This is a genomic window from Shewanella subflava (genome assembly GCF_025971955.1).
In the GTDB taxonomy this organism is placed as follows: Bacteria; Pseudomonadota; Gammaproteobacteria; order Enterobacterales; family Shewanellaceae; genus Shewanella; species Shewanella subflava.
This window is the reverse complement of record NZ_JAPDMX010000024.1, coordinates 179,290-201,138: the sequence shown is the minus strand read 5'-3', so window position 1 is coordinate 201,138 and position 21,849 is coordinate 179,290. Positions and strand designations below refer to the sequence as shown.

14 protein-coding genes are annotated in these 21,849 nt (G+C 41.2%); 3 read left to right on the top strand and 11 right to left on the bottom strand.

Features of this window, described 5'->3' with window-relative positions; translation table 11 throughout:
- Positions 1–160 precede the first annotated feature (160 nt).
- The 4 genes from OHT75_RS10045 to OHT75_RS10030 all read right to left on the bottom strand — a co-directional run bounded on the left by OHT75_RS10045 (position 161) and on the right by OHT75_RS10030 (position 2,539).
- Entirely contained in the window at positions 161–490 is a 330-nt protein-coding gene (locus OHT75_RS10045; RefSeq protein WP_264726338.1) for a hypothetical protein, read from the bottom strand.
- Positions 490–678: a helix-turn-helix transcriptional regulator gene (locus OHT75_RS10040; RefSeq protein ID WP_264726337.1), complete on the bottom strand. Its 189-nt coding sequence runs from the start codon at positions 676–678 to the stop codon at positions 490–492. Before OHT75_RS10040 ends, OHT75_RS10045 begins: the two co-directional genes overlap by 1 nt.
- A gap of 93 nt (positions 679–771) precedes the next feature.
- Complete coding sequence (locus OHT75_RS10035) at positions 772–1,269, bottom strand: hypothetical protein (RefSeq protein ID WP_264726336.1); 498 nt, start codon at positions 1,267–1,269, stop codon at positions 772–774.
- Positions 1,241–2,539 carry a tyrosine-type recombinase/integrase gene (locus OHT75_RS10030; RefSeq protein WP_264726335.1) on the bottom strand — a complete coding sequence of 433 codons (1,299 nt, stop codon included), beginning with the start codon at positions 2,537–2,539 and terminating at the stop codon, positions 1,241–1,243. The genes OHT75_RS10035 and OHT75_RS10030 overlap by 29 nt, the downstream gene beginning before the upstream one ends.
- A 522-nt stretch (positions 2,540–3,061) precedes the next feature.
- Here OHT75_RS10030 and OHT75_RS10025 point away from each other — a divergent pair.
- Entirely contained in the window at positions 3,062–3,547 is a 486-nt protein-coding gene (locus OHT75_RS10025; RefSeq protein ID WP_264726334.1) for a VOC family protein, read from the top strand.
- A gap of 443 nt (positions 3,548–3,990) precedes the next feature.
- Positions 3,991–5,214: a sodium/glutamate symporter gene (gltS, locus tag OHT75_RS10020; protein WP_264726333.1), complete on the top strand. Its 1,224-nt coding sequence runs from the start codon at positions 3,991–3,993 to the stop codon at positions 5,212–5,214.
- A 320-nt stretch (positions 5,215–5,534) separates the two neighbouring features.
- On the opposite strand, the gene OHT75_RS10015 is transcribed toward gltS, so the two are convergent.
- The 7 genes from OHT75_RS10015 to OHT75_RS09985 all read right to left on the bottom strand — a co-directional run bounded on the left by OHT75_RS10015 (position 5,535) and on the right by OHT75_RS09985 (position 16,333).
- Positions 5,535–7,154 (bottom strand): methyl-accepting chemotaxis protein, encoded by a 1,620-nt coding sequence (locus OHT75_RS10015; protein WP_264726332.1) that lies wholly within the window; start codon positions 7,152–7,154, stop codon positions 5,535–5,537.
- 182 nt (positions 7,155–7,336) lie between these two features.
- Positions 7,337–8,485: an FAD-binding oxidoreductase gene (locus tag OHT75_RS10010; RefSeq protein ID WP_406682006.1), complete on the bottom strand. Its 1,149-nt coding sequence runs from the start codon at positions 8,483–8,485 to the stop codon at positions 7,337–7,339.
- Positions 8,486–8,758: 273 nt separating this feature from the next.
- Entirely contained in the window at positions 8,759–10,417 is a 1,659-nt protein-coding gene (hcp, locus tag OHT75_RS10005) for a hydroxylamine reductase (RefSeq protein WP_264726330.1), read from the bottom strand.
- 1,381 nt (positions 10,418–11,798) lie between these two features.
- Complete coding sequence (locus tag OHT75_RS10000; RefSeq protein ID WP_264726329.1) at positions 11,799–13,376, bottom strand: FG-GAP repeat domain-containing protein; 1,578 nt, start codon at positions 13,374–13,376, stop codon at positions 11,799–11,801.
- A gap of 46 nt (positions 13,377–13,422) precedes the next feature.
- Positions 13,423–14,205: an EcsC family protein gene (locus OHT75_RS09995; protein ID WP_264726328.1), complete on the bottom strand. Its 783-nt coding sequence runs from the start codon at positions 14,203–14,205 to the stop codon at positions 13,423–13,425.
- A gap of 538 nt (positions 14,206–14,743) precedes the next feature.
- A complete protein-coding gene (locus tag OHT75_RS09990) occupies positions 14,744–15,241 on the bottom strand; it encodes a peptidylprolyl isomerase (RefSeq protein WP_264726327.1) in 498 nt (165 codons plus the stop codon).
- Positions 15,242–15,280: 39 nt separating this feature from the next.
- Positions 15,281–16,333, bottom strand: coding sequence for an HD domain-containing phosphohydrolase (locus OHT75_RS09985; RefSeq protein ID WP_188840052.1), 1,053 nt, complete (start codon positions 16,331–16,333; stop codon positions 15,281–15,283).
- A 512-nt stretch (positions 16,334–16,845) separates the two neighbouring features.
- Here OHT75_RS09985 and OHT75_RS09980 point away from each other — a divergent pair.
- Complete coding sequence (locus tag OHT75_RS09980; RefSeq protein ID WP_264726326.1) at positions 16,846–21,846, top strand: response regulator; 5,001 nt, start codon at positions 16,846–16,848, stop codon at positions 21,844–21,846.
- The last annotated feature ends 3 nt before the right edge of the window (positions 21,847–21,849 follow it).

Below are 21,849 nucleotides of genomic sequence, written 5' to 3'. Positions count from 1 at the left end.
CGTAGATTTCAACGATAGCAATTACTAACTTTATGTTATAAAAAAAATGCTCTGAATAAATTGTGAAATTCATCGTGCTTGGTGTACTCTTTAAAAGCTGGTGGCGCTAGGTCGCCAAACTTCACACCACCAGCAAACTTTGAATGATGCCCTTAGCTAGTTAGTTAGGGGCGTTTTCTTTAGCTCCTTTCATTTCCCAATATTCTTTTAGCTGTTCCTCATTCATCCACACCACATCAACAAGTTGAGGCGGAACACGTTTAGTTTTTGGACAAAATACCGCACTATGTTTTATAGCGTAAGGAAACCTCTGTTTCTGCATAGTGGAAACTATCGAATGTAAATTACCAATGCCGATATAACGAGCAATACGTGTATTAATAGAGCGCCCACTGGCCAGTAAACGCTTTACGTAATCAATTTGTTTTTCACCAGTAAGAGGTAAAGGCAGCCCAAGCTCTAAGCATTCGTCACTATAAATCATCGACATTATGCAGCCTCCCACTCGCCACGAACCCACGACTGGATGTCAGACTCTAACCAACGAACACATCGTTTAGTTAATCTTCGACCTTGAGGAAATTGACCAGCCTTTTCAAGCTGCCAAATACGCGTACGACTGAATGAGGTCGCCATTTTGATATAATTTATGTCTACTAATTTTTCTGGATATGTCATCGTTTAATCACCATTGTTGTTTGCCTATAACAAATAATGCTTAAACTTGTTTATTTTGCCCATGACACCAAAATGGAGCTTTTTGGTGTCCACCTATTTTTTTAAATATTTTTTAACTCTTTGATCACTAAAATCTATTGAATTAATAAGAGAGTTTGGGAAAAAAAAGTATTCACTTTCATTTTCACAAGCTTTTTTAAGCTCGATTAGTTGATTGTTTATTTGAGTAAACCATACATCCTTTCTACCTAAAATCTCGTTTATTTCTCGCCTGTATCTTCCAATTGTTCTGACATCTAAAGGCGCAGTAAAACGCTGATTATTAACTGACATTTCAGCTAACGCTTCCTGCGTAAAAACCTCTGATAATAAATAAACACACTGCTTCAACGGTAATGGCACTTTGGGAGATACTATTGGAAATGGCTCTTTTGCTTCATTATTTTGATAATTCATTGTCAATGTATGTAGCCCATTCAGAAGCCATTGAAGCCACTCATCATTCAAAACCTTACCTTGTGCGAGCGTATTCTGAATATCAATTAAACGCATAATTCTAATATTAGGATCTACCTTTTTTTGCTTCACCACTTACCCTCCCTAGCATTACCACATTGTTTGTATCACCGCGCAATAGCGCTAATCTATCCTGCCACTTGTTAAGCGCATCAAGCTTTTCAGGTAAATACTGGCTTCGGTTATATATGCCCGCCACGCCCTGTATCGAATGGCCGAGTAAAGCCTCAACAACATGTGGCGCTATGCCCATATCATTTAGCCCTGTCGCCACAGTGCGCCTTAAATCGTGTAAACTCCAAGCATCTTCATGGCCGAGTAATTTATACACTTTGCCACCCCAACCACTAACCGCTTCTGAGTTTTTTAATTCACCCAGTAAATAACCGTCTTTATGCTGTTCACACAAGCTTTTTAGCATGGGGATTAATGCTTGTGGGATTGGCCGTTTTATCTCACCACTTTGGCCTTTCGCTTGGTCTTTATCGCGGGTTTTATTGTGTGCTGCGGGAACTGTCCACACTTGAGTATCAAAATTAAACTCTTTGCTTTCAGCCAGCCTGACTTCTTGAGTACGGCAACCAAATGAAATTAGCAGCAAAGTTAAGTTGCGGTAATAAGGCATCATATTGCCTGTATCAAGCCATTTAACTAAATCCTCTAATCTTTGCCAGCTATCATCCTCCACAAGCCTTTGTGAGCGTTTATTTTGCTTCTTAGCGTCTATGTCATCTAAATCAATATCAAACACGCTACGGTCAATTTCATAGCCTTTCTTTGAGCAATACTTGAGTGCTTGCTGCAAATTTCTAAGTACATAACCAGCCGCTACAGGATATTGTTTTGAGCGTTTGCGGATTGTTTTTATCCAATGTGATTTTTTAATACTGGATAAGGGCAAATGCCCTAGAGCTGGCACTAACCATTTATTAAATTGCTGCCTATGCTTGAGCGCATTAGTACGTTTGCCTATGGCGTATTCATCAATCCAGAAGTTAAGCGCATCAGCGACCGTAATTGGCTTAATGGTTTTATCAATTGCTAACGCTATTTCAAATTTAGGATCTTTGTTGTCAGCTAACCAAGCTCGGCACTCATCCCTTTTCTTTCTCGCCTTTGCTAATGACAAGTCAGGATAGTTACCTAACACTATGGTCTGTGGGCTTGTAGTGCGGTCGCCTATACGGTATCGATACAGCCAATTCATATTGTTTTGCTTGTCGGTCTTTGAGGGGCGCACACGCACACTTAAACCTAAGCCATCACTATGAGTAACCGCCTTTGTTATAGACTCCTTTAACAGCTTATCTAAAGCCGTATTGTTTAACTTATCCTTACCCGCCATAGTCGCCTCTGGTTACACGCATGGTTACACACACTTGATAGTCTAACCCTAAACATAGATAAACAACATACAACACAATATTGAGTTAACACTATGTTTTAAAATGAATTAGCTAAACTAAGGCAAAATAAGATAAACAACGAAAAACACTAAAATTGATTGTATGGCATGAACTAAGACTTACCGTCTAAGTGATTGTAACAAAACGGGCTTCCCAGTAATGGGAAGCCCGTTTTTGCTTATATGTACCTCAATATGTACCCTCGTTGTTTTTTCTGCCTTCCTGTTCCTCTACAAATGCATGCTAATCCATATTGAATATATAATATTATTTTTCAAAAACTTAAGATTGACACTTAGAAGATGTAATCATTAATTCTTTGATACCCAAGCAAAACGATAAATTTATATTATTAAAATAAGAATTTTTGATAATTTTTATAACGTGGTAATTCCACCTATACTTCACTCATCAACACGAACAAGCAACAAATTCACCAATCACACAAAAGGTAAATTGATATGAAGATGAGTCATGTAGGTATTATGGTTGGCGACATGGACAAAGCCGTTGAGTTTTATACCAAAGCATTAGGGCTTGAAATTGTGATGGGCAAATCAGCCGTCACAGAGGAAAAACAATCAGCCATAGGTAGAATGTGTATCGCCGTTTTTGGTGAAGGCTTTAAAGGCTTTAATATCGCCCACCTAGTTACATCAGATGGTATCGGCTTTGAACTGTTTGAAATGAAAGAAAGACAAGAAAAGCATAATGTCGACTTCAGCCGCATTGGCATCTTTCATTACTGTTTAGAAACGGATGACTTTGAAGGCGTGATTGAAAGAGTTCAACAGTACGGTGGTAAGACACGCATGGATATTATGCGCTATCACCCTGAAGATGATAGCAAACCATACAAAATGGTTTATTTAGAAGACCCATTTGGTAATCTGTTTGAACTTTACTCTCATTCATATTCTGAAACTTATTCTTCTGAATACGAATAATTAAGTCTGCATGCAGCACAATCGGTGGTCAATTCACATCCATTGACCACCGAGGTGTTATTTAACCTCTTTCCCCAAGTTGAGGTTATATAACAAAGACTGATACGGTATGAATATGCTAATAACCGATGTTCTCATTGATAGCTAGGCCATATTATCGAATTATTGGTCAACATTTCCGGTAAAAAAGAACTTAACATCTGTTAACAAACAACCACAACAAATAGAATTTACTTATCCTGATTACCAAAAACAACATCTCACATACCAATCAACAACTTAAATCAGTTTAAAACACTAGTAAACAAGACTTTTTCAGGATCTTATGTCAGAATAGGTCATTCCATTCTGCTTGTGTGCCCCATAATACAAGTGACTTATTTTATTAGCCTTTACGCTTTTATAGCTAAGCATATTAGGCCAATCTACTGACTAGGAGTCTTATGGATACCACTTTCACTATTGGCGAGATCGAATCATTTCTCATTGCCTTATTGGTATTATTTATCGGTCACTCGGTTAACCGTCATGTTCTTTTTTTACGCAAATACAACATCCCAGAACCGATAGTCGGCGGATTAATCATTGCCACTATTATCACAATCCTTCACTTCCAAAACATACATTTACAGTTTTCACTATCGATGCAAAATACCCTAATGTTGATGTTTTTCAGCTCGGTCGGATTAGCAGCCAGTTACAAACTACTGATGAAAGGAGGGGCAAAAGTGTTCCTTTTTTTAGGGGTTGCTTCTGTTTACATTGTGATTCAAAACGCCGTCGGTGTGAGTCTTGCTTCAGCACTCGGCCTAGAGCCTATTATGGGGTTAATTGCCGGTTCGATTACCTTATCGGGCGGCCACGGTACAGGCGCAGCCTGGGCACAAACCTTTGAGCAAGATTACGGTATTCAAACATTTGAGTTTGCCATGGCAGCGGCAACCTTTGGATTGGTGATGGGCGGGATTATAGGTGGCCCTGTTGCACAAAGGCTGATTAATAAAAACCAACTGACATCTTCATTTGGATTAGGAAAAAAACATCACAAAGCACATCCAGATCTAATCACTTACGACCAACTTGAAGAAGACCGAGTGACCGCTAAAAGCATTTTAGAAGTGCTGTTTATTATGTTGCTCTGTGTGGCGGGATCACAATGGACTAGCCATCTAGTGGCAACATACCATCTTACATGGTTAAAAATGCCTGACTTTGTTTATGCTTTATTTTTTGGTGTTGTGATCACCAATATCACAGAAGTTTCTCGCGGCTTCAAAATTAATCGTGAATCAGTAGATGTGATAGGCACTGTCTCACTGTCACTGTTTTTATCGATGGCATTGATGAATTTAAAGCTATGGGAAATTTTTGATTTAGCCATTCCACTTATCGTCATTTTAATTGCACAAACCATTATTTTAGGGCTGTTTGCATACTTTGTGACTTTTAAAGTGATGGGATCTAACTATGATTCAGCGGTAATGGCTGGCGGTCATTGTGGATTTGGCATGGGTGCTACACCTACCGCGGTAATGAATATGGGCGCGTTAGTCTCTCGTACAGGCCCTTCGCCGCAAGCTTTTATGGTTGTGCCGATTGTAGGGGCGTTCTTTATTGATATTGTTAATGCAATCATCCTACAGGGATATTTAAGCTTTATCAGTTAAGCATTGATCCCACGTTCAAAAAGTGAGTCAATATCCCCATGCCATACATGGCCTTGCATAGGAAATTAAGCATGTTGAGACATTTTGTTGCATAGTCGTTTAAGTTAACCCGTTTTAATCGGCTCAAAAGCCTAAAGACCCACGCGCTATAGCAAACTACGCAATCACATACTTAAGGCCGTGTTAGTCGCTCATTCAACGTCAGCTCAACCGTGAATGTTGATTGGTCTGATAAACCACACGCCCATTTATCTTTGAGCAATAATAAAGGCAGCTTATTCGCTGCCTTTATTATTGGGAGAGATAACGAAGAATAAAGATTAAATTTCAAACTTTTTAATTTCAACTTCAAGTTTGTAAGTTAATTGCTTCACCTCTTCACTCACGCTATGGGCTTGCGCTGAGACATTATTCGTTTTAGCGGCCGTATCGGCAATCACCACGATACGCTGGGCGGAATCTTCACCTGCAGCAAGCTGCTCTGTGGCCGCTTCTGAAATCTGCTGACTCATATGGGCGATGTCGGATAACGATTGAGCAATATTTTTAAGTTCATCGGTCACGCGAGCTGATTTAGTCACGGTTTCTTCACTGGTTACAATGCTTTTCACCACAGATGCTTTGGCGTCTTTGGTGGCTTTTTGCAGCTTGTCGATCATTTGTTTAATTTGCTCTGTGCTGGTTTGGGTTCGTTGCGCCAACTGCCTGACCTCATCGGCAACCACAGCAAAACCACGACCTTGCTCGCCCGCTCTAGCGGCTTCAATCGCCGCATTTAAGGCCAATAAATTAGTTTGTTCGGCAATGCCTTGAATCACCAATAATACGCTGGCGATGTTATTAACTTCATCGTCTAAAACCTGAATATTTGTCCCCGCACTTTCAATTTGATTTTCGAGCAATGCTATCGTGGTTGCTGACTCCTGAGTCAGCCGATGTGCATTAATGCCTTGCTGCTCGGCAGCATTGACTGATTCTGCCGCTTGCTTGGCATGCTCAACCACATTAGCCGACGATGCGGTTAATTCGGTAATCGCTGAGGCAACCATTTGCGTTTCATCGTGCATTGCTCGAGTGAGTTGGTCTAATTCATTTGAACGTTTTGCTGAGCCATCGGCCTGATGGTGTAAAATGTCAGTCACATTTTTAATGCCTTGTACCACACCTTGCAAGCCCACTTGCATGTAATTCATTGCGCCTACCACACTGTCTTCTTGGGCATGGGCAAAACTGGCTTGCTGGCGCAAATTACCGCGGGACACGCTTAATACAAATTGATGAACCTGTTCAATTTCAGCGCCTAAAGAGTGACGCAATTTAAAACCAAACCGCGCTAAACTGATCGATAACACAATGGCGATAATAATCGCAAAAGTCAGCAGGCCACTGGCAACCGACCAATACCGAGCATCGGCTTCAGCATAACTGATCCCCGTTCCCACATACCAGTGCCATAAGTCAGATTGCTGCACCACAGAGGTTAAGGCAACCACTTTACCTTCACGTTCTGAAGTCCATTCATAGGTTAATATTTTACCCGTTTGACTACCCACAAGTTGCTGCACCTTACGGCCAATACTGCTGCCATTGGCATCGACAAAGTCATTAAAGCTTGTGCCATGTAATTGTGGATCATGGGGGGTAGCCACAAAGTCCATATTATTATCAACAACATAAACATACTCAGAATCATGGTATTTGTTTTCACGCAGCACTTGTATTGCTAACGCTTTGGCCTGAGTTTCACTAAGCTCACCTGATAGTTGAAATTGTTCGAATTGAGTCACAATATTAGCCGTACTGCGCATTAATTGATTAATGCGGGCTATATTGTCGCTGTGACTGGAGTCGGATAACGCATGTAAACCACCAAATGCGATACCAAGAGTAGAAACAAATAACAGGGTAGCAAAGAATATTATTTTTGTTTTCAATGTCATAGAACAACCTTACTTCAGTTGGCATGCAGAGTTATTATTTTTAGACTTAACCTCTCTACTACACCATAAAAATGACAGCGATGTCATTAAATATTTAACATAAATATAACCTTGTTAAGTGTAGTGGTTAAAATGAAAAAAGCCTGCAAAAGGCAGGCTAATAAATGAGAAGCAAATAACGCCTACAAGGTAAGGCTTACATCGGAAGTGATCACCGTTGAGCAAGCTAACACAAAGCCTGCGGCAATCTCATCTGCGGTTAATGTTGCCGTACTGCTGGTAGTAACACTGCCTTCGGTCACCTGGCATTTACAGGCACCGCACACCCCATTTCTACAGGCAGCAATAATGGGCAAACCTTCTGACTCAATCCCCTCAAGTAAGGTTTGGTCACTGCCAATGGGAAAATCTTTACCGGCGATTTTTAACATAAAACCACCCGAGGCAACATGTTCACTCGGGCTAAGTGATCGTTTATTTGAGGCTGTTTTAGGAGCTGTTGCGAAGCTTTCTTGATAAAAATTAGCCATATTAAACTGCGCCTGTTGCAACATGGATTTTACTGCTGCCATGTAAGGTTCTGGCCCACAAATAAACACCGTCCGTGTTTGAAAATCAGGTACTAGGGCGGTTAACTTAGCAATGTCTAATCGTCCTGACTCACATTGTATATTCGGGTGACGATCGACCACTTGCTGTTTGGCGCTATCATCTTCTAACACATAACTTAATGCCAAACTGTTGCAACGAGCAGCCATCGTCGCCATCGTTTCAGCAAAAATAATATCCTCGGCACTGCGGGCGCTGTGCACAAAAGCAATATCACTGCCCACCGTGGTGTCACATAACCAACGCGACATGGAATACATTGGCGTGACGCCACTCCCCGCACTTAAAAATAGATATTTATCTGCCTGAATATCAATAAGATTAAAGGCACCATCAGGCCCCACTACGGTTACTTCATCATCTACATTTAATTGATCTGCAAGATAATTAGACACTAAGCCACCGTCTATTTTTTTGATGGTCACAATCAATGAATACGGCCGTGAAGGTGATGAGGCGATGGTGTAACTGCGATACACGGGTTTCCCGTCTATTTCAAGTTTGAAGGTGATAAATTGCCCTGGTTTGTAGTTAAACTTTACCGGTTCAATTCCTTGAAATCGAAAGCTGACAACATCATGGGTTTCATGCCATTTTTCAACGCAGCGTAATATGACTTCCCCGCGTAGCCAATTATCTGCAGCCAGTAATTTAGCCGCATTAACGGACTTGGTTTCTAAAGCGTTAGCTTTCGCCCCTAAAGAGGATAATGCGCCTGCCATTGAAAACCCAGTGGATTTAGCTGTGGTTGATGTGGCATTTAATGGCTTGTCAGTTTGAGCAGTAGCCAAGACTTTTGCAAACGAAAAACCACCCGCTTTAGGCACTGCGGGCTGAGGTTCGGTTGTCGATAATGACGAGGTTTTCTCGGTTTGAGCGGAGGCTAATGCGGCTGAAAATGAAAATCCTGAGGCTGTCATAAAACACCTTTAACTGAACAAATCACAATAAAAAACGGCGATAAAGCCTAACGCTTTCATCGCCGCTAAACCTCTTTACGCCGCGGTCATCATGGCTTTTAAATCGGTTGCTACATCCGTTGTGGTGCGTAACCCAAACTGCTGCTCTAAGATGTTGGCTAAGTTTTCAGTCAAGAAACCAGGTGCACTTGGACCTGTACGAATGTTTTTCACCCCTAAGGATAACAAGGTGAGTAAAACCACAATCGCTTTTTGCTCAAACCACGACAACACTAAACTTAATGGCAATTCATTAATGTCACACTCAAACACATCTTTTAGCGCTAACGCTAATTGAATTGCTGAGTAGGCATCATTACATTGGCCCACATCGAGTAAACGTGGGATACCATTGATGTCACCAAATTCCAGTTTATTAAACTTAAACTTACCACAACCCAATGTCAGAATAAGTGAATCGTCAGGTACCGATTTAGCTAAGTCAGTAAAGTAACTGCGTTCAGCTTTATCACCGTCACAACCACCGATTAAGAAGAAGTGCTTAATAGCACCATTTTTGACATTTTCAACCACAGTTGGCGCAGCAGCCATCAGTGCGTTACGCGCAAAACCAATGGTGATGATGTGCGGGATTTCATCGTATTTAAAGCCCTCAAGCGATAAAGCTTTGTCGATCACTGCGCTGAAATCGTCGCCTTCAATGTGACTCACGCCCGGCCAACCCACAATACTACGGGTAAAAATTCGGTCAGAGTAATCGCCCACGTTAGGGTCAATAATACAGTTTGACGTCATCACTACCGCACCAGGGAAGTTTGCGAATTCTTTTTGCTGGTTTTGCCAAGCACTGCCAAAGTTACCCACTAAATGTGAATACTTTTTAAATGCAGGATACGCTAATGCAGGCAACATTTCACCGTGGGTAAAAACGTTGATCCCTTTGCCTTCGGTTTGTTGCAAGATAAGCTCTAAATCTTTCATATCGTGACCAGAGACTAAAATCGCCTTACCTTTGACAATTTTGGTATTAACTTCAGTAGGCTCTGGATGGCCGAATGCTGTCGTTTCGCCCGCATCTAACATCGCCATCACACGATAGTTAAGCTGACCAATTTGCATTGCGGTGTTAAATAACTTATCCACATCAACCGAGTCTTCACCTAAAAAGGCCATGATTTGGTGGAATTCGGCGGCGATATCGGCATCGGTTTGATCAAGCACACGGGCATGTTCCATATAAGCGGCTGCCCCTTTCAAACCATAAAGACATAACAAACGTAAACCTAAAATATCTTCATGTACCTCACCGCGATTCAGCAACGCTACGGGTGCTTGTTCAAGCATTTCAAGTTTACTTGCGGCAAGATTTAAGGTGCCCTGTGCAGGGATCACTACGGCATCAATGCCCTTTTCTTGGCAGGCGGTTTCATAAGCCGTTTTTAATTGCTCACGGTAAGTTTGAGCTTGTTGGGCGTAACCGATTAAACGGTCATCATCAAAGTTCACGTTAGTCAATGTTGAGAAGAATGCTTTAGGCACAAAGGTATCAATATTGCTATCAACAATTCCCATTTCACGGGCTTTAACTGCATAAGCTGATACGCCCTGCAGCATATAAATAAGCAGGTCTTGTAGATCGGATGTTGACGCTAATTTGCCACACATACCTTGAGAATAACTACAGCCATTGCCCGCTGGGGTTTTAATCGTTTGCTCACATTGCACACAAAACATAACACACTCCTGCTTTACTTATTTAATCATGTATAATTTTTACATGTTTTAATGCAGTTTACTCTTTACAGCGTAAAGCTAAAGCCTCTTTTCAGGTTAATGTGTGTTTTTATGATCGCTGTCACTTTAAGCAAATGCTTAAGTATTTGGATAAAGATGGTTAAAAATCACCCAACAACAGCAGACCAATTAGTACTGTAGTGGCGTGAATCTGACCATTTATTGGCGGTGATATTACTTTGCTGAGGGGGAAGCTACCGACTTTACCTCTAACTATACCCATTTTGAACTCGTTTAGAGGGCATAAATGCGTTACGAGTGATCGTTCTAAACCGTTCTTGAACAAAAACGTTTTAGACCACGATTTGTATAGTTTATTTATATTGGTTTTTTCTGTAGTTCATAGCTTCAATCTAATCAATTGCCTGCCGCTGGGATGTTCAGGATGAACGGAATGTCGCGATCACATGGATGTGAAAGAGCGACCTTATGTGCAAGCACGACCGTGACACGCTGCGAGTTCGTCCCTGAAAGCTCGGCCATGACGTCCATGTCATGGACGGTCACCGCCGCGATTACACCTGAAATTTTCGCTTCTTCGATTTGACCATGTTTATAATCAATAGAAAAAACATCAAAATTTAATTCAAAGTATCACTTTCGCTTTTAATTTTGGGTTCGAATAAAGCCAAATCGAAGAGATGAATGTCTCTGTGTAGATACTGCTGAGGGGATCGAAAACAGGACGTTTTCGTTAAGCGGCCATGGATGGCGTACAGCGTTCCGAAGCATTATCTACAAAGGGATTATTACCTGATAGATTAAAATTGAGGTCATCGAGACTCTTTATTTCGTGAACCCGTGAGCTTGGCATGAATGCCAAGCTAGCTTCCGTTAGGCCATGGTCACTCTTTGGCATCCCTGCCACCGTGACATTTTCAAATCCATTTACTTCAGTCGCCTATTGGAAGCGTTAGGGAGATTTTGTATTAGCTGACAATGGCCGAAGCAAGCTACAAATGAAGTTTAAAGCTGGATCAAACCCCATCGAAAATATGCGCTTTCAGCATTTTTCGTTAGGGGCGGCAGGGCCTAATTCTTGAATCAAAAGTAAAGAGGGTATTGCTGTTAATACCCTTTTGGCCGGTGCAGGATGGAATCCTGCGATGTTAATCCAAACGGAGTTTGGGAAACTCATTTTGGGGCAAAATCAAGTTAGCTTTTAAAGCTTAATGAATACCTAATAAAGCTAAATCGAAGAGATATAATGAATCCTGTGTCGATACGGCTGATACCTGATAATAAAACCTACCACTTAGCCACAGAGTTTAAACCTAGAGTGTCATGTATAACTGCGGTCAGTTCATCACAGCCTTCAGCATTATTGAGCAACAAACACAATCACTTTGCGCTGCAAGTCTTTGGCATCCTGACGGCCATAATGCACCACTAAATCATCTTTACCGTCGTGATTGATATCGGTGACTGACACCATTGACCCTTCTGTCGGCAACGTGAAGGCTAACTCATCACTGCTTTTAGCAAAGGGGGATTGACCACTTTGGCCTTGAAATATTTTTAGGCGCTTTTCGGTATCAGATAACAATAACTCTTTATAGCCATCGCCGTTTAAATCGCCCAAGGTAATCACAGGCTCACCCGTTTGGCCTGAGGTGAGGCTAAAACTTAACTCGACCTCTTTGGTCACATTGGCCTGTTTTGGAAATTGAAATGCATTGTCCATTTTGAACACGTACACATCTTGATCAATACTGCCTGACAATAAGGCACCAACAATTTGTGACACACCAATATCAAAGCCTGACACGACTGCGTCTAAGCGACCATTTTTGTCTAAATCAACAAAGTTCAGCCCGGTTAAGGTGCCATCAGCTCGGATCACGCTGCTAGGTTTGCGACCAAAACTGAGGGCGTTGTCTTTGTTACTACCAAGATACACTTCATAGTCGTTACTTCTGTCAAATACGCCACTGCTTTTGGTATATCTCAGCACTAAATCGGTTATGCCATCGGCATTAATATCAGCAATTTTTTCCACTTTTCGATACATCAGATCACTTTGATCTAATTGACGGCCATAGGCATCACGCTTTTTCCACCAGTCCACGCCACTGATGGGCTGGCTAACGGGAATAAATGTCGCACTCGGCATAAACTGACCATTATCTTTTTGAAAATACACCTCTAATAAACCTTCACCTACTTTAATAATGTCATCACGGTTATCAAAATTTGCATCGGTAAAATACAATTCTGGCTGACTGTATTCCGCCCCTGTATCTGTTAATTCAATATTGGGTAAGAGTGGTAGTGACTGCACGGTAAACGTCTGTAATTCGCTAACGGCATGATTATTGGCCAGCAATAAGTGTAGGCTTTTGAAGTCGCTTAAGAAGATATCAGCAATACCATCATTATTAATATCTTTAACAAAATTCCCCCGCGAAATGTAATCGGCTTTTGGGGTTAACGTAATGGAACTGATCGCGGCGACTTGGCTTATTTGGCCTTGCGTTGACGCCTCTGAGACGGTTGCCAGTACAGGGTGGCCTGGCTGATATTGCCACACACTTTCTGCGCTCAAAAAGTACAGTTTTTGTAATTGAACTTTTTCACCTTCCTCTTCTGGTTGATACACATCATAACGAAACCATGAGGGGTCAACTGGCTGCTTATCAAGTAAACTCAGTTTGTCCTCTTTAAAACCATACACATATAACCAGCGCTGAAATGCTTCATCAATGCCAACCACAATTAACTCATTGCCTTCATTGTCCATAATATTGGCTGATATAACGGGTTGAACCAGTTCAATGTCGGCTTCAAGGGTATATTCTAAAAACGTCAGTTTTTCATTGGCTAATGCAGCACCAGCACTCAATGCTGATAACATGCCTATTGTGCCGATAATCCCTTTAACCTTGGTGGATAATCCCATTGTTATTCTGTCCTTGATGTTGATGAAGTAGTCAATATAGCTTGTATTACTCAATAGCCTCGTATAACGCCCTTATCTGTTGCTGGCCATATTTTCGTTCTAGCCCACGAACTACAAAATGCCCTCTTGCCATATCCTGAAAATGGTCGATAAATAATGTATTGATAATGGCACCGCCTGCGGCACCAATAGCAGGCACAGCTTGTGCCGCTACTTTTTGAGTCACTTGTACGCCAAATCGTTCCGCTACAATGGTGACAATTTTTACCATCATGGGCGCAGCTTCTTTAGTGAACCCTTTGGTTGCTACATATTGTGCCGATTCGGCAATTGAATTAGCCAATACGGTGCGAACCGCAAAATAGCCCGTTTCAGCTTGATCATCATCAAGGCTTTGCCCTCCAAACGCAAACACTTCAAGGCAAGCCATTTTGGTTGCTAAATCACTCAACTGCTCACCTTCACTGCGAGCGATGTCTGCTATCGAACGTAACATGATGGTGGTTGAAATAGGTAACTCAATGGCTAAGGCGCTTAAGCCAAAAAAGCCGCCGACACCGCCACTCAAAGCCACACCAAACTTGTGCCATTTATCAGAAGAATGCAGGTTCGCGCCATCTTTTAAGGTAAACAGTGCCGCATCAACAGCCTTAGTTAATGCCATTTGCGTGACCTTACCAATGCCATTGCTTACGGTTTTGGGCAATAACGCAAAACCTTGTTCAATCGGCTTACCTATTGCATCAGTAATTTTGGCGGCCAGCCCCGGATTTTCTAGCAACTGCTTTGCTTGCTTTAAACGCTGAAAATCGATATCAGTAAGCTGCATAGTATCCTTAATCGAGTGAACACAAGTGTGAGTAATTAAAGCGGCATTGATAGTTTTAACATTAATGCCCAACAGAATGAAGATGCTAGCGGTATATGATTAAACTGAAATGAAACAAACAGTGAAAAACGATAGATTACATATCCTTATTAGGGCGTGTTTATCTTTGTTGATAAATTATGCCCTAGGCTATATTTCTGTCAGGCAATCACAAATAAACACCATTCAGCCTGCCAAATAAGTGAATTTGCGAGCACAATGGCAGGGGAATAGCCACCGCCCCTCGGGTGGAAACTAAAATGACTTTATACTGCATGGGATAATGTTGACGTATGGCCCATTGCACATTATTGAGACACAGTTAGCAAAGCAAAGGGCTGTTTACTAAGCGTTTATAATCCCGAGCTAAGGGTACTAGTAGATTGCCATTTGAGTATCAAGGCAAAAATTAATGCCATAAAAAATGGACTAACAACCAGCGGTGTCAGTCCATTTCATATTTATCGACTTTTGTGTCAAGGGTTAAGTGAGCTATCGACTATTCAACAATAGTAACGCGCTCAATCATAATCGGCGTTTTAGGCACATCATCATGTCCTGCAACCGTTGCTGTTTTGACTTTTTCAATCTGCTTTATTACCTCAATACCCTCAGTAACCTTGCCAAATACGGCATAGCCCCAGCCATTGTTAGTCGTCGCAGTGTGATCGAGAAAGCGATTATTTGCGGTATTAATAAAAAATTGCCCAGTGGCAGAATGCGGTGCATCAGTGCGCGCCATTGCAATGGTGCCTAATACATTACTTAAACCACGATTCGCCTCATTGACAATCGGCGCATGGGTCGGCTTTTCTGCCATTTGGGCGGTAAAGCCACCACCTTGAATCATAAAGCCTTTAATAACACGATGAAAAATAGTCTGCTCGTAAAAGCCTTCTTGGCAATATCTTAAAAAGTTTTTTGAGCTCACAGGCGCTTTTTCTAAATCAAGTTCAATGTGAATATCGCCCAGGTTAGTGGTAAAAATAATGGTCATAATAGCTCGTTAATTTTATCGAAAGGGCTGACTCATCTGTTATTCTGACGATTCTGGCTCCAAAAATTGTAATTTTATCTGCTCGACTTTATCGCGACATGCTAAGAAGGCGGTCACTAAATCTGGATCAAATTGTTTACCTGCGCCTTCAACAATATAATCTAGCGCAGCTTGTGTCGACCACGGTTTTTTGTAAGGTCGCGCAGAGGTTAACGCATCAAACACATCAACTATGGCAACGATTCTGGCACTTAAAGGAATATCTTTACCACTTATGCCTGTGGGGTAACCATTTCCATTCCAATGTTCATGGTGATACAACGCGATTTCTTTTGCCATCACCAGTAATGGGGCATTGTCATCATCACCTAGAATTTCAGCTCCCAGCGCGGGATGTTGCTGCATGATGATGCGTTCGTCATCCGTTAACCGACCAGGTTTTAATAAAATCACATCTGGAATACCAATTTTGCCAATGTCATGCATAGGTGAAGCATGCAGTATATGCTCACACCACGTCGCTGTGGCACCAATATGTTGTGCCAACATCTGACTTAAATGGCCAATTCTAACAATATGTAAGCCGGTTTCATTATCCCTAAATTCAGCCGCTCGGCCTAATTTTAGAATAATTTTATGCCGCGTTTGCTCTAACTCCTTAGTACGAAGTTTCACTAGGTCTTCAAGCTGCCTAGCTTGATTAGCTAACGCCAGTTGGTTTTTCACTCTGACATTTAACACCGCAGGGCTAATGGGTTTACAAATATAATCGACGGCACCTAATTCCAAACCCGTTTGTTCATCCATTTCTTCTGTTTTAGCTGTCACAAAAATAACCGGAATACGGCTTGTGTTTGGATCAAGCTTTAGCTGCTGACACACTTCAAAACCACTCATAGTGGGCATCATAACATCTAATAAGATCAGTTCTGGGATGGGTTCAATACGAGCCAGCTCAAGGGCTTTTTTGCCTGAAGTCGCGGCTCTTATGGTAAATTTATCGGCTAAAATACCGTGAATAATTCGAATATTATCCGGCATATCATCGACAACTAAAATAGTCGGTTTCAATGTCATTTCACTCACTGTCATATTTCCACCTTACTCTCAAAAATACCCAACAGCACTGTTATAAAACCCATTATGACCCTCTAACTATTTAGACTGTTTTTTAATCAACTTTTTCGGGGGTGGGAATATAACTGAAGCCTAATAAATAACCTACAACAATTGGTAAAGCACCACTCACAAGCTCCAAATAACAACAAACAGCAAACCAAACGCAACAAATAAAGCCGCAAAAATTAACATAACGAATCATAACTGTTATTACAAAAAACAAATGCAACAAGGTGCTACCGACTTATACTGAATGTGTAGTTTATGAGCGTTTCATTAAGTAATAATTCGATTATATTATTTACACAATGCGATAAGGTTAGTGTAAAAATAGACCATATCAATCATATTTTGATCGATGAGCTACGTTATATTGTTGTCAACGCAGAAAAGAATGCCGCTGCAATGGACACTCTACTAGTGCAAATAACAGCTTAAACTTAGATGGCTTGTTGCAAAACCACATAACGCTTTTGGAATGAATAATGCTAAAAAATGTAATCAACCTCATACACACAATTCCAATGGCCGCTGCATACATTCGATTTAATGCACCGTGTTTCTTACTCTTGCTGATATTTTTTTCCATCAATGGAAACAGTGCACAGGTGACAACTCAATTAACCGCGTTATCGAGTATTGAAACAGCTTCATCTGAGCGTTTAGAAGCACCACAAAGTGCCCGACAAGAGCATCCCAAAAAGAACATCACCATGATCCTAGAAGCGGATAGACCGTTCTGGCGTGAAATTGCAGCTTATTCTCAATTTGCAGCCAATGATCTCAATATCAATCTCGATATTATTTATAGTAATAATACCAGTGCAATGCTGTTAAATTTAAGTCGAAAAGTAATTCATGAACAGACCGACGGCCTGATTATTTCTGAAAGTACCGATATTTTACCCACACTGCTAAAAGAAGCCGATGAACATGGTGTTCCCGTCATCACGATTAATTCAAACTTAAAAGAATCAAAACTGTCACTCAAAGCAGACAGCTTAAATTGGATTGCCCGTTTTGGCCGAGATGTAGACTCAGGTCAAACCCTGATCAAGAACTTAGTCAATAAAAATAAGGCCGCGGATTGGCAACCGAACATTTTAATTTTAGGCGGTAATCCAGATGATGCTTCGGTGATCAGCAGAGTTAATGACATGGTCGAGTATATTTCTGCTCGTTGGAAAAATGCGGTTATCACGGTTAAATACACCAACTGGGATCCTCAAGCGGCACGAGAACAATATGCCCTCGCCCTATCTGAAAACAACATAAACTTAGTTGTTGCAATGAATGCTTCAATCGCCAAAGCTGTCGCCTTAGAAGCGGAGCAACACCCTTCTTCTAAGCCCCTCATTGGTGCATTAAGTTGGCTTCCTGAATTAGTCTCTGATATTCCAAATGATAATATTAACGCCGCATCAATAGGTGCTGACATGATGGGAGGGTTTGCAACCGTACTCATGTTTGATTATCTAAATGATAATCACATCAAGCGCCAAGGTTTTGATTTTGTGATCCCGCCCGTAGTAGTGACTTCACATAATTATAAAAGTTACCTGCCACTGTTAAACCTTAACGAATCGAATATTGATTTTAAAAAAATATCGCTCACGTTCAATCCCAATATGCTGTTATTGGACTTTAAAGTAGCTGATTTAATTAACAGCTATGATACACAGCAATTTTTAAATAATTTAACCGAAGAAGAAAGGGCATTTATTAAGCAACATCCTATTATTCATTTAGGAGTTGATCCCGATGCCGCCCCTTTAGATTTTATTACCGACAACGGTGAGCAACAGGGTATTATTGCCGACTATTTAGCCGAAATCAGCCCACTACTTCCGTTAGAATTTAACATCAGCTCCGCCAAAAATTGGCAACTGCTGGTAAATGATTTTAAACAACAAAAAATTGATGTGCTTTCGCCCGTGTCGGATCATCACTCGCGCGACAAAGACATGTTGTTCACTGATGCGCTGGCCTACTTCCCTGCTGTTATTGTGACGAGAAACGATACCGATAATATTAACGGCCTTGATGACTTAGCCGGAAAAAAAGTGGCTGTGGTGGCAGAAGATATCACCGAACTGCAATTAAAATCAGAACATCCAGAGCTGATTGTTGTGCCCTACAACACCCTAGAAGATGTGCTTAATGCCGTTAATCAACACCAAGCCTTTGCTGCTTTTATTCATTATCCATTAGCCTCCAACATGTTAGAGGCTTTTGGACATCGTCATTTAAATATTGTTGATTTATCAGATTATCGGTTCGGGGTATCCATTGGTATCAGAAAAGACTGGCCTGAACTTAAAAGCATTTTAAATAAAGCCTTTGCTTATATTCCTGATACACGAAAACAAAATATCAAAGATCGCTGGATTAATGTTCGCTACGATTTTGGCATCAAGAGACAACAAGTGATCAATTGGATTATCAATTTAGCCTTTATTCTGACCGTTACTTTTGGGATTTTCATCTATTGGAATCGACGCTTAAATAAAGAAATTGCCCAACGCAAACAAACTGAAGAGCAGCTTAATCTCAGTAGAGCAAGGTTCCAATCTCTCTTTGATGTCTCTATTGAAGCTTGTATGCTATCAGACACCAATGGCACCATACTCGATTGCAACCAGGCGCTATTAGACCTGGTTGCATACAACACCAAAAATGATGTGTTAGGTATGCAACCCACATTATTTTATGCCGCCGACGCCACCCAACGCCAGGCCTTATTCAAAAGCCGCCTAGCACAAACACTGCAACAAGGCATGTATACGTACGAAGCGGAAATGTTGAGCTCAACAGGGCAACGCATCCCGATTGAAGCAACCCTTAAAGTTGTCGAATTAGAAGGGCTACAATGTATTTTAGGCTCCTACCATGACATCAGCGAAAGATTACGCATTAATAAACTGCTGATACAAGAGCGCGATGTGCTGCAAAATATCTTAGGTAAAAGTCCAATTGGTGTATGGGTTTGCGTGCAGAATACCTGCCGATATACCAATAAACGCATCACCGAAATGACCGGCCTGAATATCGGTCATACCGTTGCAGATATCTTCACCAACCCTAATGATTTCAATGCTATTTTGCAACTCAGTGGCAATGAAGAATTACAACTTGAAACCCAATTTAACACCCCCGATGGTACCAGGGATATCTTCATCACCGCCTACCCAACCATTCACGGGGGGCAAAATGCTAATTTGTGTTGGGCGTTAGATATTACAGATGACAAACTGATTCAAACGGAATTAGCCAGTGCCAAAGAAGCGGCTGAATCTGCCAATCAAACCAAGTCTAATTTTTTAGCGAATATGTCACATGAAATACGCACTCCGATGAACGCGATTCTCGGTATGTCTTATCTAGCACTGCAAACAGACCTCTCGGGTAAACAACGTGACTATGTTGATAATGTTCACCGCGCAGCAAGCTCTTTACTGGGTATTTTGAATGATATTTTAGACTTTTCAAAAATTGAAGCCGATAAAATGGATATCGAATCGGCAGAATTTGATATTTTCGATGTATTTTCCAATCTCGCCAACATCATCAGCTTCAAAATTGAAGAAAAAAACATCACTGTTTTATTCGATTTCCCGTCTGATTACCCAAGATTTTATATGGGTGACAGCATGCGACTAGGTCAAATTTTGATCAACTATTGTAATAATGCGATCAAGTTTTCTCACCCCAATAGCAATATTATTATCAGGGGAACAGCCACACCCAATGGTAACAATATTGATCTCACTTTCTGCGTCGAAGACTTTGGTATCGGTATACCAAAGCATAAGCAAGGCAAGTTATTCGGGTCATTTGAGCAGGTTGACGCCTCTACATCAAGAGAATATGGCGGAACAGGCCTTGGATTAGCAATCAGTAAACGTCTTGCACACTTAATGGGTGGACAGGTTTACCTAGAAAGCGAAGAAGGTAAAGGCAGTCGATTTTATTTAACCCTAACCTTACCCAAAGGTAGAGGTCATGACCCAATGATTCGCTATGAAGCTGCCAAAGGTAAAACCTTTACCTTTATTGGGCTCCCCACAATCATTACCAATAATTTGATAAAGCATGCTGATTTTTTAGGCATAAATATGATTGTGGCTGATGAAACGAGTACAGCGCTTGCACAGCATGGAGCATTCGAGCCAGGATCTGGCGACCCGTTTTATGTTATTTGTGATTTTGAATGTTGCAACACGACTTTATTGGATGCGTTGAGGCAAAATTCAGCATCAAAACTGGTCATAGTCAATAAGCTTTCTGAACAAGATGACGTCAATGCATTGATTGGTGAAAGCGATCAAATTTTCTCTATCACTAAACCACTCACACCGGCAAGCATGGGTGATGCTGCGGTTAAGCTAATAACGGGTGAGGCACCTACAGCAAGTGAATTACATGCTCAGCAATCCATGTTTGAGCTTAAATCTAAGTTAGCCGGGGCCGAAATATTATTAGTCGAGGATAATTTATTAAATCAAGAGTTAGCCATAGAACTGTTAAGGCAAGCAGGAATGAAAGTTACTGTGGCCAATAACGGCATTGAAGCCGTTGAATTAGTCCAAAACCAGCGATTTGATGGCGTACTCATGGATGGTCAAATGCCACTGATGGATGGATACGAGGCCACAAGGCGAATTCGAGCCAATGAACAATTTGCGGATTTACCCATTATTGCGATGACGGCTAATGCGATGAAAGAAGATGTCGATAAAGGTATTGCATCGGGAATGAACGATCAAATCAATAAGCCAGTGCATGTCAAAGACCTTTACAACATTATGGCGCGCTGGATTTCACCTAAAAAACAGTCAATCATTACTGCCCAAAAACAGACACAAGCCGCCGTCTCACTGCCTAAAATCAATGGGTTAGAAACTCATCGAGGGTTGATGCATTGCAACCATAATGCAACCTTATATAGCAAATTGCTGCGCACTTTCATTCAAACTGGTGAATCGCTGATTAAACAACAAAAGCAAGCAATTGCCATGAAAGACCTCGCTGAAATGCAACTCAGTAGTCATACCTTAAAAGGCGTTAGCGCCAATATCGGCGCTAACGAGGCCAGCCATCTTGCGGCTAATATTGAGGTGCTACTGAACAACATTGATGGCCCTGACTGGCACTTGATTGAGCAAAATACGCATCAGTTGCATCAACACCTTACTGTATTACTCACCGAACTCGATAAATGGCATCATAAGAATCAACCATCCTCCATTACACGCGAGGTAAATGATGAGGGGATAATTGAAATGCTTACACAGCTTAATATCTGTTTAGAACAATATAATACTGAAGCATTAGAATGGGTGAGTCAGCTAGAAGGTATAGCGCAGTTAATACCACATAAAACCTTACTCAAGTCATTAAAACATGATGTAGAGCAATTTGAATTTGATTCGGCTATCGAAAAACTGATCCAATTAACCACCTCATTAAATGTAGTGAAGGAATAACGT

Bases quoted from the DNA above. Each gene is read 5' to 3' on its own strand.
- OHT75_RS10000 (WP_264726329.1), bottom strand. From the start codon at position 13,376: ATGGGATTATCCACCAAGGTTAAAGGGATTATCGGCACAATAGGCATG.
- OHT75_RS10015 (WP_264726332.1), bottom strand. From the start codon at position 7,154: ATGACATTGAAAACAAAAATAATATTCTTTGCTACCCTGTTATTTGTT.
- OHT75_RS09985 (WP_188840052.1), bottom strand. From the start codon at position 16,333: ATGACAGTGAGTGAAATGACATTGAAACCGACTATTTTAGTTGTCGAT.
- OHT75_RS09995 (WP_264726328.1), bottom strand. From the start codon at position 14,205: ATGCAGCTTACTGATATCGATTTTCAGCGTTTAAAGCAAGCAAAGCAG.
- OHT75_RS09980 (WP_264726326.1), top strand. From the start codon at position 16,846: ATGCTAAAAAATGTAATCAACCTCATACACACAATTCCAATGGCCGCT.
- OHT75_RS10010 (WP_406682006.1), bottom strand. From the start codon at position 8,485: ATGGCAGGCGCATTATCCTCTTTAGGGGCGAAAGCTAACGCTTTAGAA.
- OHT75_RS10040 (WP_264726337.1), bottom strand. From the start codon at position 678: ATGACATATCCAGAAAAATTAGTAGACATAAATTATATCAAAATGGCG.
- OHT75_RS09990 (WP_264726327.1), bottom strand. From the start codon at position 15,241: ATGACCATTATTTTTACCACTAACCTGGGCGATATTCACATTGAACTT.
- hcp (WP_264726330.1), bottom strand. From the start codon at position 10,417: ATGTTTTGTGTGCAATGTGAGCAAACGATTAAAACCCCAGCGGGCAAT.
- OHT75_RS10030 (WP_264726335.1), bottom strand. From the start codon at position 2,539: ATGGCGGGTAAGGATAAGTTAAACAATACGGCTTTAGATAAGCTGTTA.
- OHT75_RS10045 (WP_264726338.1), bottom strand. From the start codon at position 490: ATGTCGATGATTTATAGTGACGAATGCTTAGAGCTTGGGCTGCCTTTA.
- OHT75_RS10025 (WP_264726334.1), top strand. From the start codon at position 3,062: ATGAAGATGAGTCATGTAGGTATTATGGTTGGCGACATGGACAAAGCC.
- gltS (WP_264726333.1), top strand. From the start codon at position 3,991: ATGGATACCACTTTCACTATTGGCGAGATCGAATCATTTCTCATTGCC.